This is a genomic window from Crenothrix sp. (genome assembly GCF_043729335.1).
GTDB lineage: Bacteria > Pseudomonadota > Gammaproteobacteria > Methylococcales > Methylomonadaceae > Crenothrix.
In genome coordinates this window covers 30,538-44,491 of the sequence record NZ_JAYTLQ010000060.1, presented here as the reverse complement: position 1 = coordinate 44,491, position 13,954 = coordinate 30,538, and the positions used below count along the sequence as shown (strand labels likewise).

Annotated in this window: 17 protein-coding genes; 14 read left to right on the top strand and 3 right to left on the bottom strand. The window is 42.8% G+C overall.

What is annotated here, in order from left to right; translation table 11 throughout:
* Window position 1 precedes the first annotated feature (1 nt).
* Complete coding sequence (locus ACHZC4_RS14710; protein ID WP_394754622.1) at window positions 2–754, bottom strand: hypothetical protein; 753 nt, start codon at window positions 752–754, stop codon at window positions 2–4.
* Window positions 755–1,064: 310 nt separating this feature from the next.
* On the opposite strand from ACHZC4_RS14710, the gene ACHZC4_RS14705 reads away from it, so the two are divergent.
* From ACHZC4_RS14705 to murI, 11 genes are all read left to right on the top strand, one after another.
* On the top strand, window positions 1,065–1,304 hold the full coding sequence (locus ACHZC4_RS14705; protein ID WP_394754621.1) for a hypothetical protein: 240 nt from the start codon (window positions 1,065–1,067) through the stop codon (window positions 1,302–1,304).
* On the top strand, window positions 1,301–1,717 hold the full coding sequence (locus ACHZC4_RS14700; RefSeq protein WP_394754620.1) for a type II toxin-antitoxin system VapC family toxin: 417 nt from the start codon (window positions 1,301–1,303) through the stop codon (window positions 1,715–1,717). Before ACHZC4_RS14705 ends, ACHZC4_RS14700 begins: the two co-directional genes overlap by 4 nt.
* A gap of 296 nt (window positions 1,718–2,013) precedes the next feature.
* The gene (locus ACHZC4_RS14695; RefSeq protein ID WP_394754619.1) at window positions 2,014–2,529 is read left to right on the top strand and encodes a general stress protein; all 516 of its coding nucleotides are present in this window, start codon (window positions 2,014–2,016) and stop codon (window positions 2,527–2,529) included.
* 610 nt (window positions 2,530–3,139) lie between these two features.
* Entirely contained in the window at window positions 3,140–3,517 is a 378-nt protein-coding gene (locus ACHZC4_RS14690; protein WP_394754618.1) for a hypothetical protein, read from the top strand.
* Between the two features lie 290 nt (window positions 3,518–3,807).
* On the top strand, window positions 3,808–4,968 hold the full coding sequence (locus ACHZC4_RS14685; RefSeq protein ID WP_394754617.1) for a primosomal protein N' (replication factor Y) - superfamily II helicase: 1,161 nt from the start codon (window positions 3,808–3,810) through the stop codon (window positions 4,966–4,968).
* Window positions 4,969–5,053: 85 nt separating this feature from the next.
* Entirely contained in the window at window positions 5,054–5,671 is a 618-nt protein-coding gene (locus tag ACHZC4_RS14680) for an SOUL family heme-binding protein (RefSeq protein WP_394754616.1), read from the top strand.
* A gap of 133 nt (window positions 5,672–5,804) precedes the next feature.
* Entirely contained in the window at window positions 5,805–7,133 is a 1,329-nt protein-coding gene (locus ACHZC4_RS14675) for an alanine/glycine:cation symporter family protein (protein ID WP_394754615.1), read from the top strand.
* A gap of 84 nt (window positions 7,134–7,217) precedes the next feature.
* Entirely contained in the window at window positions 7,218–7,328 is a 111-nt protein-coding gene (locus ACHZC4_RS14670) for a PhnA domain-containing protein (RefSeq protein ID WP_394754614.1), read from the top strand.
* Window positions 7,319–8,344 (top strand): anthranilate phosphoribosyltransferase, encoded by a 1,026-nt coding sequence (trpD, locus tag ACHZC4_RS14665; protein WP_394754613.1) that lies wholly within the window; start codon window positions 7,319–7,321, stop codon window positions 8,342–8,344. Before ACHZC4_RS14670 ends, trpD begins: the two co-directional genes overlap by 10 nt.
* A 2-nt stretch (window positions 8,345–8,346) precedes the next feature.
* On the top strand, window positions 8,347–9,147 hold the full coding sequence (gene trpC / locus ACHZC4_RS14660; protein WP_394754612.1) for an indole-3-glycerol phosphate synthase TrpC: 801 nt from the start codon (window positions 8,347–8,349) through the stop codon (window positions 9,145–9,147).
* 48 nt (window positions 9,148–9,195) lie between these two features.
* Window positions 9,196–9,999 (top strand): glutamate racemase, encoded by an 804-nt coding sequence (gene murI, locus ACHZC4_RS14655; protein WP_394754611.1) that lies wholly within the window; start codon window positions 9,196–9,198, stop codon window positions 9,997–9,999.
* 92 nt (window positions 10,000–10,091) lie between these two features.
* Here murI and ACHZC4_RS14650 read toward each other — a convergent pair whose 3' ends face one another.
* A complete protein-coding gene (locus tag ACHZC4_RS14650) occupies window positions 10,092–10,295 on the bottom strand; it encodes a dodecin family protein (protein WP_394754610.1) in 204 nt (67 codons plus the stop codon).
* Between ACHZC4_RS14650 and ACHZC4_RS14645 the strand changes: the two genes are divergently transcribed.
* A complete protein-coding gene (locus ACHZC4_RS14645; RefSeq protein WP_394754609.1) occupies window positions 10,286–10,480 on the top strand; it encodes a hypothetical protein in 195 nt (64 codons plus the stop codon). The genes ACHZC4_RS14650 and ACHZC4_RS14645 overlap by 10 nt on opposite strands.
* Before the next feature lie 483 nt (window positions 10,481–10,963).
* The gene (locus ACHZC4_RS14640; RefSeq protein ID WP_394754608.1) at window positions 10,964–11,797 is read left to right on the top strand and encodes a hypothetical protein; all 834 of its coding nucleotides are present in this window, start codon (window positions 10,964–10,966) and stop codon (window positions 11,795–11,797) included.
* 194 nt (window positions 11,798–11,991) lie between these two features.
* Here the strand turns inward: ACHZC4_RS14640 and ACHZC4_RS14635 are convergent, their stop codons facing one another.
* A complete protein-coding gene (locus ACHZC4_RS14635; protein ID WP_394754607.1) occupies window positions 11,992–12,396 on the bottom strand; it encodes a hypothetical protein in 405 nt (134 codons plus the stop codon).
* Window positions 12,397–12,586: 190 nt separating this feature from the next.
* On the opposite strand from ACHZC4_RS14635, the gene purM reads away from it, so the two are divergent.
* Window positions 12,587–13,639 (top strand): phosphoribosylformylglycinamidine cyclo-ligase, encoded by a 1,053-nt coding sequence (purM, locus tag ACHZC4_RS14630; RefSeq protein ID WP_394754606.1) that lies wholly within the window; start codon window positions 12,587–12,589, stop codon window positions 13,637–13,639.
* The last annotated feature ends 315 nt before the right edge of the window (window positions 13,640–13,954 follow it).

Below are 13,954 nucleotides of genomic sequence, written 5' to 3'. Positions count from 1 at the left end.
TTCACAGTATTGGGAATTTTAAATGCCAATTAGGTTTGGTTTGCATAGCGTTTGCGTAGTGATCAATTATTGCTTTTGCAGCTTGATGTGGTGCGGGGTAAATTAATACTGCCTTCCAAACTGTGTCCTGCTTAGACGATGAATAATTACGGTCTTCCGTCTTCATATGAATCAAGCGATCCCTGGTTGTTTTTAGTTTTTTGTAATTGCCCCAACAGTGGAAAGTCTTGGGTGATTTGCAATTTAGTATTTTTGGAAGTATTGTCGCGAGCTTTTCGTCAATTGGTATATAGCGTTCAATACTAGTTTTATCGAATTTTTTTTCTTTTTCACCTTTTACATCGCACACATAAATAAAGTCTTCTGGAATAGTTTCATTGACAAACGCTTCCAATGCTGTAAAAGCCAGTACGATTGCTCCAATCATGTTTTCGATAAAATCAAATGCGTCTTTGTCCGATGAAAAGAATATTAAATTTTTCTGATTCAATTTATCAATACCACTTGATTCTCTTATATCTCTAGCTGTTGAAAATGCCTTTGATGATGAGTTTAGTAACAGCGCTGTGGCATTTGGTATTGGAATAATTAGTTGCTTCTTTTTTTTAAGTTGGATTTTTGCTGAAACAACAACTCTGGAACCCTTGGGAACTAATTGACCTGATGCATCCGCCCAATCCTTCGTAAGCTGCGTACTAGTTTGAAGTCGCCAATCTTCATCGATAACGTTAGGTAGTGGTGTGGGTGGTTTCATATTTCATGATATAGTTCAATGAAGCGTATACGAATATTATGTGTCTAATAATTTTATTAATGAGCAACAAAATTCTGGTTAACACAAGGCAGTATAGTCCAAGTACTGGAAACATTTATTGTGGCAATAAAACGATAAGTTGCAATCAATAGGACAACATTAGCGATAGCTTAAAACGCTGAACGTTTTGCAATATTCAAATTAATCAGGGATTTACATCAGTCATCACGCAAAACATAAAACATACCGTTATTTCTTAGAATTTGTTCATAAAATGATTAAGTCTTAAACAGCACGCGAGGAATATTTCATGCAAATTACCATTAACGTTCCCGATACCTTACCGCAAGAACGTTTAAAACAACGCATTAAAGAATTAGAGCAAAGCTTGATAACCGAAGCAAAGTTTTTCGCGGTTTTTGCAAAACAGCAAATCACTGTAGATGACCCCTGGACCAATCCTAATGTCGGCTTACCTGCTACGGATACAGGAATTCAAGATTTTGCCATTAATCACGACCATTATCTTTATGGTACTGATAAACAATGAACAGCGTTTTTGTCGATACCGCAGCCCTCATTGCAATAGGAAACAAACAAGATTCTTTTCACCATGCCGCTTATCAAGAACAACACGCGCTGGTGAAAGCCCAAACTCATTTTATTAGCAGTGATTTTGTGATTGCTGAATTTTGTAACGCTTTTAGTCGAGTTAAATTGAGAGCGACTGCGGTGCAAATGGTAAACAGCATTTATCAATCAAAGGCGTGGACAGTTATTTCAATAAATGAAGGCCTGATGACAAAAAGTCTTGCCTTGTTTACCCAGATGCAAGACAAAGAATGGGGGTTAGTTGATTGCAGTAGCATTATTCTCGCTAGAGAAAACCAACTTGATAGAATTTTTACGACAGATAAGCACTTTGAACAAGCAGGTTTTGAAATCTTATTAAAACAACATTGAGAAAATAATGACTACTTCCGAAACGATAGCCAAAACCCATCATAACTCCTAAAACTCTATTAGCCCCATTACAACTTATAGCGTGGAAAAGGAACATTACTATTTGTTGCTGACAATAAAATTTAATTGCCTTGACGCTGGGATTGGCTATCAGTTAGTCTGAGACTTGATAGCGATGCGTATTATGCAAGGTTTCACAAACTTGAATACGCCGATTGTGCCTATTGTCACCCTACAGATTACGCCTTGCAGCGTTACCTGTCACTTTTGCCATACAAAACCATCCAGGAAATATCATGCACAATAAACACAACTCAGCGATAGGCATTTTCCCTACTCACCAGGATGCCGAAAGTGCAGTTAAGGAGTTGCAGCAAGCTGGCTACGACATGAAAAAACTGTCCGTTGTCGGCAAAGATTACCATACCGAAGAGCACGTTGTCGGCTATTACAATATTGGCGACCGTATGGCGACCTGGGGCAAGTACGGTGTATTTTGGGGTTGGATCTGGGGTTTATTGTTCGGTTCGGCATTTTTCTTTGTGCCGGGTATCGGGCCTATTGTCATGGGTGGTCCATTGGTAGGCATGGTCATCACTGCTCTGGAAGCCGCTGTGGTTACTGGAGGACTGACTGCTCTTGGCGGCGCACTGGCCAGCATCGGTATTCCTGAAGACAGCATCGTTCAGTACGAAACAGCGCTTAAGGCCGACAAGTTCCTACTCATTGTCCACGGCGACGACCAGGAAGTTGAAAAAGCCAAAACTATTTTGCTACAACACAATGCAGAAGAAGCGTTGGTGCATAACTAAGCCTAACTGAAAAAATACGTACCTTTAAATAGCTCGGTTTAATATTTCTTTCGTTCGACAAGAAAATAACTTTCTATTTTTCTTGTCGAACAATGCAACACCTAAGCGCGATAGAATGGGTAGAGGCGATAGCCGAACCCCACCATAATAAAATGATGGGGTTCGCGCTCCTCCCTTACTTTCAAAGTCTCGATAGCGTATTGCACCGCATGTGGCATTTAAAACTCTAATTAAGAAACGCGAGAACAATTAACTTTTAATGAGAGCGACTGCTGTGAAAATGGTAAACATATTTTATAAATCAAATACTTGAATGTTTATTTCAATAGATTTGTAATGCTTTGTTATTTTTTCATGATTACTCTGCCCCTGACTAACAACTCATAGGCTTATTCTTGATATATATCAATCTGACGTAAATAATAATTAGATAGACTTACCCATCGGAGCGTTACAGAAAAGGATATTCTAAACATAGTTAGCCGTTTTGTTAGTCCTTAAGGGAGAGATGGCATTTTTTAGGTAAGCAATGGCTAGTGCATTTTTCGAATCTGAATCCCACATTTTCGTTTTTTGTATCTGCCGAAAACAATTATATTTAGGGAAATTTATGAATTTTAAACATATCTTAGTAGTCCTGTTTTTATCTTTGGGTTCATCGAACTTGGTCTATGCAGCCGGTTCGCCAATCAATGAAGACTACACCTCACTCATAGCGCTTGGTGAAAAAATGTTGGCCGCAAGTAAAACATCCAACGCTTCCAGTTTTTCAACTCTCGCTTCTGAGGCATCTGACGTGGCAAAAGATCAAGGAAGCAAGGGAAATTCTCCGCGCTTGCAACGGATAAGCACCAAAATAAAACAAGCCAAAAAGGCGGCAAAGGCCGATAATTTTCTTCAAGCTACCACTCTGATTGAAGAGTCTATCGCGGAAATGAAGAAAACCAATTCCCCCCCACAATGGGGCGGCAATGCCCCCACACTGTAATAACCCGCTAATAATGCGCCGAATGCTTGGTTAACCATCATACCGTACAAGTAGCAAGAAGGTTTCGCCGATAGGCAAACCGTCATAAACGGAGCTGCAAAACAAAACCTTGCCCAGAACTTACTTGGCAAGGTTTTTTTTATTGCTTTGCGTGGTGTCGTTTGTAAATTCTCATAACATTACCTGCGGCGGGAATCGAGTAGCCTGGAGGACTAGTTTTTTGTAGCATCGATGTATTGTATTCCGTTACACTTCATAAGTGCTACCCTACTATCTACCCACATAATATCGTGTTAAAAGCTATAAAATCAAACCCTACCCCCTCAAAAACAGACCGCTTCCCATGCAGCAAATGCGGCGCATTACTAACCTTTACACCTGGAACACAGCATCTTACCTGCCAATACTGCGGCCAGGAAAACCAGATTGAACAACGCTTCGATGCCATCCAGGAATACGATTTTCATCAGGCATTAATTGAATTGGCACTAGCCAAACCCAGCGCAGAAGTTACACAAATACACTGCGACACCTGTGGCGCAGGTTTTAAATTTGCCAGCAGTGTGCACGCAGGAGAATGTCCTTTTTGCGGCACAACTATTGTTACCGGCACTGCCCAAAATAGACCGATCACGCCTAAATCACTCCTACCGTTTAAGATTACTGAACAACAAGCCAAGCAGCAATTTCAGCGCTGGCTTAAAGGTTTATGGTTTGCACCCAACAAAGTCAAAAAATACACCGATAACGATGCCAAATTAATGGGCGTTTACATACCGTACTGGACATTCGATAGCGCTACGGAAACCACTTATCTGGGTGCGCGAGGTGATGTGTATTATGTTACGCAGGAAGTGCAAGTTGAAAGAGAAGACGGCAGCATCGTCACGGAAGTCAGGCAAGTGCCGCAAATTCGTTGGACAGCGGTGCGCGGTAGGGTCAGTCGATTTTTTGATGATGTGTTGATTGGTGCCAGTAAATCATTACCTCGGCAAATTGTCGATCAACTGGAACCTTGGGATGTGGCTAATCTGGTATCGTATGATGAAAGCTATCTGAGCGGTTTTAGCAGCGAATATTATCAGGTCAATCTTGACCAGGGCTTTGACGAAGCCAAGCATAAAATGGACAATGTAATTTATCAAGACATTGCCTTTGACATTGGTGGTGACCAGCAACGGATTGACCAACAAAACACAAGCCACAGCCACACTACTTATAAACACTGCTTGTTACCGGTGTGGTCTGCCGCCTTTCGCTACCGCCAAAAAGCTTACCGGTTTGTTATCAACGGCAGAACCGGACGCGTACAAGGCGAACGGCCGTACAGCTATTGGAAAATTGCTTTTGCCGTTATTTTTGGGCTGCTTGCATTAGGCGGGGTATTGATAGCGATGGGACAATCAGGCATGATGAGCCAAGCGCAAAGTTATCATTATCAAAACTACTAACCTTTTTACCTGATATAAAACAGCGCAAGGAAAGCACATGTACGCACTTTCGTTTTACTTGCACATTAAGTTACAGAGGCTACCCATGAAAAACCTGCTTATACTATTCAACTCACTATTTTTAGCCAGCTGTAGTCTTTTTGGCATACAATCGGTAAAAGAGGCCGGTTATGTGGTATTAAAAGATGATGCACACATCCAAATCCGGCAATATCAAGCGCTCGTAGTCGCGCAAACTGAAGTGATTGCCGATTATAAATCAGCCAGTAACGTAGCTTTTAAGCGCCTGTTTGATTACATTAGCGGCAGCAACAAAAAACAGCAAAAAATTGCCATGACAGCGCCGGTTATTCAAGAATCCCAAGCGGAAGAAATTGCTATGACCGCACCGGTTATTCAGGAAAAATCCGGCCAAGCCTGGCAGATGTCGTTTGTATTACCCGCTGAATATACGCTGAGTAATGCACCTATCCCTTTAGATGCTGTCATTAAAATCAAGGAAATTCCCAGTAAAAAGACTGCTGTGCTGCGTTATTCCGGCTTTCTTTCCGAACAAGGCATTGAAGAAAAAACCAAAGAACTGAAAATCTGGCTAGAAGAACAACATTATATGCCTATCTCTCTTGCTCGCTCTGCGGGTTTTGATCCGCCCTGGACTTTACCGTTTTTTCGCCGCAACGAAGTCCATATTGACATCGAGTAATCTACAGCACTCCTAATCTGAAAAATCACTACAAATAATCTTCGCTTTTACCACATTACAACTAGACTTCTTACAACGATATTAGCTTAACGCTTTTATCGTAGGATTTCTTTACTCTGCCGGAATAATAACAATGATGATAAATTCCCTAGAAACGCTCGTCTCAACCTTATCAGGCTGGGTATGGGGAGCTCCCATGCTGACATTACTGGTCGGTACCGGCTTGTATTTGACTATCTTGTTAAAAGGACTGCAATTTCGTGCTTTACCGGCAGCTTTTCGTCTGGTTTTTCATAAAGATCATGGCAATGAAGGCGATATAACTCACTTTGCCGCTTTAATGACCGCACTGGCTGCCACGGTAGGTATCGGTAATATTGTCGGTGTGGCGACAGCGATTTCAGTCGGCGGCCCTGGCGCAGTATTCTGGATGTGGATGACCGGTTTAGTCGGTATGGTGACAAAATATTCCGAAGCGGTACTGGCAGTAAAATACCGCGAAAAAGGTGAGCATGGTATGCGCGGCGGCCCCATGTATTATATTAGCAAGGGCGCTGGTTTGCCGTGGCTAGGTTGGTTATTTGCTTTGTTTACTGCCATGGCGACTTTTGGTATTGGCAATATGACCCAAGCCAATGCCACCGCCAAAATCTTTGAAGCCACTTTTCACATCCAGCCCTGGATTACCGGCGTGGTATTGATGGTATTAACAGCTTTGGTTATTCTGGGCGGCATCCGTTCCATCGGAAAATTCACTTCTTTCTTAGTGCCTTTTATGATTTTTGGCTACGTGGGCGCAGCTTTAGTGGTGCTTGCTCTTAATGCCTCCGAAATTCCCGATGCCTTCGGCCTTATTTTTCATCATGCGTTTTCACCGATAGCGGCATCCGGCGGCTTTGCGGGTGCAACCATTGCTGCCGCCATGCGTTTTGGTATTGCACGCGGCGTGTTTTCCAATGAATCCGGTTTAGGTTCTGCACCGATTGCCGCCGCCGCAGCGCGTACTCAAGATCCGGTTAAGCAAGCACTGGTCAGCATGACACAAACCTTTATTGATACCTTAGTCGTGTGTACCATGACCGCGCTAGTTATCCTGACGGCTACACCATGGACACAAGGCATTAGCCCCGGTCAATTGACCAGTGCCAGCTTTGCCGAAACCTTGGGAGCTACCGGTGAAATCATTGTTGCCGTTTCTACGTCCTTATTTGCCTATTCGACATTAATCGGTTGGAATTATTATGGCGAAAAAGCCATTGAATATTTGATGGGTTCCCGTGCTATCCGTATTTATCGTATCTTTTTTATTGCGGCGGTGGTGGTTGGTGCCATGCTAAACCTGGAATTAGTCTGGAATATTTCCGACCTGATGAATGGTATGATGGCTTTGCCTAATCTTATCGGCCTGTTATTGCTGTCCAAAGTGGTTAAAGCGGAAACGGATCGTTACTTTAAGTCCTGATTTTTAGCAGCTCCGCAGATGTTATAAAATGAATCAGGATGATAATCACAGGCGTTAAATACAACCTACATTTTAAAACAAACCATGAGCACAAAAGACAGCAACGACACCGAACTGAATGACGGCGATTCAGTACCAGCTATTAAAGACTTAAAAGTAAAAGGCACTTTAAACTCATTATTGTCATGGATATAAAACAAGCTTTACCCCTGTTACTAAACCAGCAAAGCCTCAGCAGCGAAGAAATGCGCGATGTCATGCGGCAAATCATGACCGGCAATGCTAGCGATGCGCAAATTGCCGGCTTCCTGATTGCTTTACGCTGCAAAGGCGAAAGCGTCGATGAAATTGCCGCCGCTGCACAAGTGATGCGCGAACTGGCCAGTAAAGTCCCTATAACTGGCGATCATGTTATCGATACCTGCGGCACCGGTGGCGATGGCACCAATACCTTTAACATCTCCACAACCTGCGCTTTTGTAGTGGCCGCAGCCGGTGGACAAGTCGCCAAACACGGTAACCGCTCAGTATCCAGCAGTTGCGGTAGTGCCGATGTATTGGAAGCTGCTGGCATCAATCTCAATTTGTCCACCCAACAAGTCGTGCAATGCGTTAACGCCATTGGTGTAGGATTTTTATTTGCCCCCAAACATCATGGCGCCATGAAACACACTATTAATGTCCGCAAGGAAATGGGCGTAAGAACCCTGTTTAATCTGCTCGGGCCCTTATCTAACCCCGCGTCGGCGCCTAATCAACTGATTGGCGTATTTTCCAAACATTGGGTAGAACCCTTAGCACAAGTGTTGAAAAAACTCGGTAGCCAGCACGTATTAGTAGTCAGTGCCGAAGATGGCCTGGATGAAATCAGCATTGCTTCCCAAACTCACGTCGCTGAACTCAAAAACGGCGTTGTCTCAACTTATACCGTTACGCCTGAACAATTTGGTCTAACGCGAGCCAGCTTAGCTGAATTATCGGTTGATAACGCCACAGCCAGCCTGCAAATGGTAACATCTGTGTTAGACAATCAGCCAGGCGCCGCCAGAGACATCGTATTATTGAACGCAGGCGCAGCCATTTATGCGGCCAATCTGAGCGACTCTTTAACGAACGGCATAGAACACGCCAGACAAGTCATTGCCGATGGCTCTGCCTTGGCCAAGCTCAATGCCTTAATAACCTATTCGAAAACCTTATCACAAAAATAACCATGACCGATACCCCAGATATATTACAAAAAATCCTCGCTAAAAAAGCCGAAGAAGTTGTCAACCGTAAACAGCGTATAAGCATTAGTGATCTCGAAGAAATTGCTCAAGGTGTTGAAAGACCGCGTGGTTTTTATAAAGCCTTACAGGCTAAAGTCAGTGCTAAAAAGCCGGGCATTATTGCTGAAATCAAAAAAGCCTCACCGAGCAAAGGTATTATCCGGGAAAACTTTCAACCTATTACCATTGGCTTAGATTACGCAATGAATGGCGCCACCTGTTTATCAGTATTAACTGATAAGGAGTTTTTTCAAGGCGCAGAAGCCAATTTACAAATGGTCAGAGAACGCTGCCCGTTGCCGATTATCCGTAAAGATTTCATGATTGACCCGTACCAGATTTATGAATCGCGTGCCTTGGGTGCAGACTGCATTTTGTTGATTGTTGCCGCCTTAGGCGATGAACAAATGCACGAGTTATCCGATACCGCGACAAAATTAGGCATGGACGTTTTGGTTGAAGTGCATAACGCCGATGAATTACAAAGTGCATTAACGCTGGATACTAAACTCATCGGCATTAACAACCGTAATCTACGTAGCTTCGAAACATCTTTGCAAACCACCCTAGATTTAAAAGCCCATATTCCCGCTGATCGCATTGTCATTACTGAAAGTGGTATTCATACCCATGAAGACGTGCAATTAATGCTAGACAATGACATTTACGCATTTTTAGTTGGCGAAGCGTTTATGCGTGCCGAAAGTCCCGGGCAAAAAATGCGTGAATTATTCGCGCTTTAGTTTCATCATTAACATGAGCTCATCCGTTAACGATAACATCTTATAATCATGCATAAAAATCCCATAGGCGTTTTCGATTCCGGCGTGGGCGGTCTTTCAGTATTGCGTGAGATTCGAAAACTATTACCCGAAGAAGACTTGCTGTACGTCGCCGATTCTGCCCATGCGCCGTATGGCGATAAATCCAAAGAGTACATCTTGGAGCGGTCGGCGACCATCATGGATTTTTTCGTCAGCCGCAACGTTAAAGCTATTGTGGTGGCGTGTAATACCGCTACCGGCGCTGCTGTTAAAGAATTACGCCCAAAATACAACGTGCCCATGATTGCCATGGAACCCGCGGTTAAACCCGCGTCAGAGCGTAGTCAAACCGGTATTATTGGTGTATTGGCTACCCACCGCACTATAGACAGCAATAATTTTCAGATATTATTTGCCCGCTTTGCAGGTCAAGTGAAAATTATTACGCAAGCGTGTCCTGGGTTGGTTGAGCAAGTTGAGCTGGGGTATTTGGATAGCCACAAGATTCGTGCCTTACTGAGCCAGTATATTCAGCCGCTGGTTGCCAAAAATGTCGATTTTATTGTTTTAGGCTGTACGCATTACCCTTTTTTAGCACCGATAATTCAGGAAATAGCCGGGGCATCGGTAACGGTGATCGATTCCGGTGCAGCCATTGCCCGTGAGCTTAAATCCCGTTTGGAAAAAGCGAGCACAATATCAAACCGGCAAGACTTTGGTTGCGTGCAGTTTTGGAGTAGCGATAAAGACGGCAAAGCTACGCGGATCATTTCGCAGCTTTGGGCAACTGATGTTGAGGTAGCCTACTTACCCGAATACGTTCTTGCATAAAGCAACACCCACAAAAAAGTCCCTTTAAATCAACTTAAAATTAAAGTCTACATCAGGGGCTTGTTGGATGACTTAACGGCAAATATTACCCGTTAATCAAGCACAAAACTGATTTTCATATTAACGCGATACTCAATAATCTTGCCGTCACTGATAACCAGTTTCTGGTCTTGAATCCACGCGCCCTGAATACCTCTTATGGTTTTACTGGCGCGTTTTATGCCTTTTTCCATAGCATCATCAAAACTTTTAGTAGAACTGGACGTTATTTCACTTACTTTTGCGATTGTCATCATTAACTCCTGAAGTAAAAGAATACAACTTATGGACATTAAAAAGCTGGCTATTTCATAAACTGCATGTAAGTTTTATCGAACTCGGCGCGACTTTACCGCCTTCCAACAAGTTTAAAAATAATGTGCCGCTAACTAACTCCAAAAAACCGGCTACCGACTTAAGACGGGACATCCGTTCGCCCTGAGCTTGTCGAAGGGTTTGTGGTTCATGGTTCGACAAGCTCACCACGAACGGCTTTTTTTAATCTGTCCCGTCTTAAGTGAGTAGCCAAAAAACCCAAATTCACTCTTTGGGTAAAGATGTTATAACATTATTTGTTGAGCCGTAGCAAAATTCAACATCTAAAAAACCTAATAAAACACCCATTTTCTAAAGAAAGCATATAAAAATCTGACAATCTAAACCATATTCACTACACCTTTACTAAGATAAAGATTATTGTCCGATTTATTTACAACTATCATAGCATAAAAATAATTTTCCCAATTATATCTGTTTGATAAATAATATCATAAATTATTAGATGTAAAAAATATCACCTTTTTTTTATAAAAAAAACTTGCACTTTAGCGGTGAAATATTAAAATGTTTCACCACCAAGTCATGCAGCTATACCATTTGATATAGCTGCTAAAACACTTGGCCATGCAATGACTCGGAGAAATCTATGAAACCACTCAGTCAAGATAGCAATTACCGCTTACAGGACAAATCAGCGCCGGTTATTTCTCACAACTGCCCTCGTTGCGGACATGGCAAATCTTGGAGCTCAACACTGCGATCTTCCGATAACTTATTGCAAATACTTTTCTATACACCTTACCGGTGTAGAGCTTGTATGTCTCGATTTTGGAAATTGCATTCTTCCTTTCGTCTCAACGTTTTTATTGCCACTATTATTTTATTAGTCTCGGTTTTGGGTTTTTATGCTACCGCAGCGTTTCAAAAATCGCCTACTGAACAACTGGCCGATACCACTGAAGACCACAAAATAAAACAACGCGCCCAAGAAGGTGATGCCGATGCCGCCTTGCAAGTCGGCATGAGCTTTATTGGCAACAGTGCCCATAAAAACTATAAAGAAGCAGTAAAGTGGCTGGCGCAATCGGCCCGAAATAATAATACCGATGCCCAATATTATTATGGACTGTCTTTGCTAGGAGGCCGCGGGGTAATACAAGATTATAAAGCGGGCTTTTTTTGGATTGAAAAAGCTGCGCGTAAAGGCCATCCAGAAGCGCAATTCAGCTTGGGAAAAATGTACAGACGCGGTACAGGCGTGGAAATTGATCGTGCGCGCGCCTATTTGTGGTTCAACTTAGCCGCCGCACAAGGCATTGAAGATGCCGCTAGAAATAGAGACAGCATAGCCAACCACTTGGCTTTGCCAGAAGTTATTGCTATGCAGGAAGAAGCGTACCGAATTGACATCTACGATAACGCCAACCTTACAGAGAATTCTATTACCGTATCTCCGGCTAGCATGGCACTACAGCAATAATCTTTAAATTCAGGGCTACTCACTTAAGACGGGGCAGTTTAAAAAAAGCCGTTCGTGGTGAGCTTGTCGAACCATGAACCACAAACCCTTCGACAAGCTCAGGAGGAACGGATGTCCCGTCTTAAGTCGGTAGCCAAATTCAGTAATGGGGAAAATATCCCCCATTACTGCACACCAAAATGCCAATACAAGTCCTATTTATCAGCAACTTTAACCAACCAACCCACGGTTTCATCGCACTTCACATTTACCTTTACGTGTGCGTTAATTCTCACAATGCTCCCTGTTAAGCTAGCTGGCAGCGTGAAAGTAACTTGATGAAAACTACTTTTACTTTCTATTTGCGTCGCCAACTCTTCTTTTTTAGCAGTCACTACCAAAGTTTTTGGATCAGCATCAACGGATATCCGAAATGATAATTGAGCTCCCGCTGGCACTTCCGCCTTTTCAGGCTCTATATAAGGCTTAAAACTTAAATCAGTAAACTTAGGTTTTTTGCAATATTCTTCTGCTTTATCATCACTGTAGGCACTTGCCGCCCCATTAAAAATAATTGCAGCAATAAAAGCTGCTAACTGACACTTTGTTATTCTTTTCATAGCCACTCCTCTTGTTTAAAACGCTAATATATTAAAATTGGTTTTATTTCCTTAATGAAGGAAATAACGCGTTCATCCCACTCTTAAATGCACAACCCCGATGACACGTTGTTATTGTAATTATTTCTTATTGTATTGCCGATGTCTTGTACAATATCAGCAGTTTGAATTTTAGCAAGAGATCATCACTTTGAGCGAACAAAATCGAGAAGCCTTAACCTATAAGAGCGCTGGCGTTGACATTGCCGCAGGCAACGCCCTGGTAGAACGCATTAAACCTATCGCCGCAAAAACACGCATAGCAGGCGTTATGGCAGGATTAGGCGGCTTTGGCTCAATGTTTGAATTGCCCCTGCATCGCTTTAAAAATCCTGTCTTGGTATCAGGTACTGATGGCGTGGGCACTAAATTAAAATTAGCCCAGCAATTGGCTATTCACCATACTATAGGCATTGATCTGGTTGCCATGTGTGTTAATGACATTATTGTGCAAGGGGCAGAGCCGTTATTCTTTCTGGATTACTTTGCAACAGGAAAGCTGGACGTTGAGATTGCTGCATCGGTTATTGAAGGCATTGGTGAAGGTTGCAGCCTTGCAGGTGCTGCACTGGTCGGCGGTGAAACCGCAGAAATGCCCGGTATGTATGCTAATGGCGAATATGATTTGGCCGGTTTTTGCGTGGGCATTGTCGAAAAAAGCCAAGTTTTAGATGGCAGCAAGGTTAAAGCCGGTGACAAACTGATTGGTATTGCATCTTCCGGCCCGCACTCCAATGGCTACTCGCTAATACGCAAAATTATTGAACACAGCACGGCAACACTTCAGGATAATTTTGATGATTCATCTGAAAAAACATTAGCTGAAGCGTTATTGCAACCGACACGAATTTACGTCAAATCGCTGTTAGCCTTATTAAAGACTGTACCCATACATGCTTTGGCTCATATTACCGGCGGCGGCCTGACTGAGAACCTGCCTAGAGTTTTACCAGAAGGGATTGATGCGCAGATTAAACTCGCATCCTGGGATTTTCCGGCTATCTTCCTATGGCTACAACAGCAAGGCAATGTCAGCTTGGCAGGTATGCTAACCACCTTCAACTGCGGCATTGGAATGATTGTCTGCGTGGCTGCTGAGGATGAAAAAACCACCTTAGAAATCTTGCAGACCCAAGGTGAAACAGCCTTTGTAATAGGCGAATTAATTAGCTCTGACGGCAAACCAAGCGTACGCTACATTTAATGCAAAATCTACAGAATAACGGATAACTTCATGTATCTTTTCAATATTAGCATCCGCATTCACTCTTGACACTATGCCCTATATCCCCTATCCTTAGCTTGGCTAGAACCTAAATATTTTCGGATTATGTGTTGTGGAAATCGCTCGCTGAGTAATCCAGAATTAATTTAGGAAATTGGGTGACTTTAGAATTGCAGCAGTACATCATTTTTAATAGGTCTGGCAATAATAATCAAAAAAACACCCCGCTTTTGCCGCCGTGTTTTTAATGTGGTATGGAACCAAATTTAACAGAGGGCTCACTACGCCCCGTAT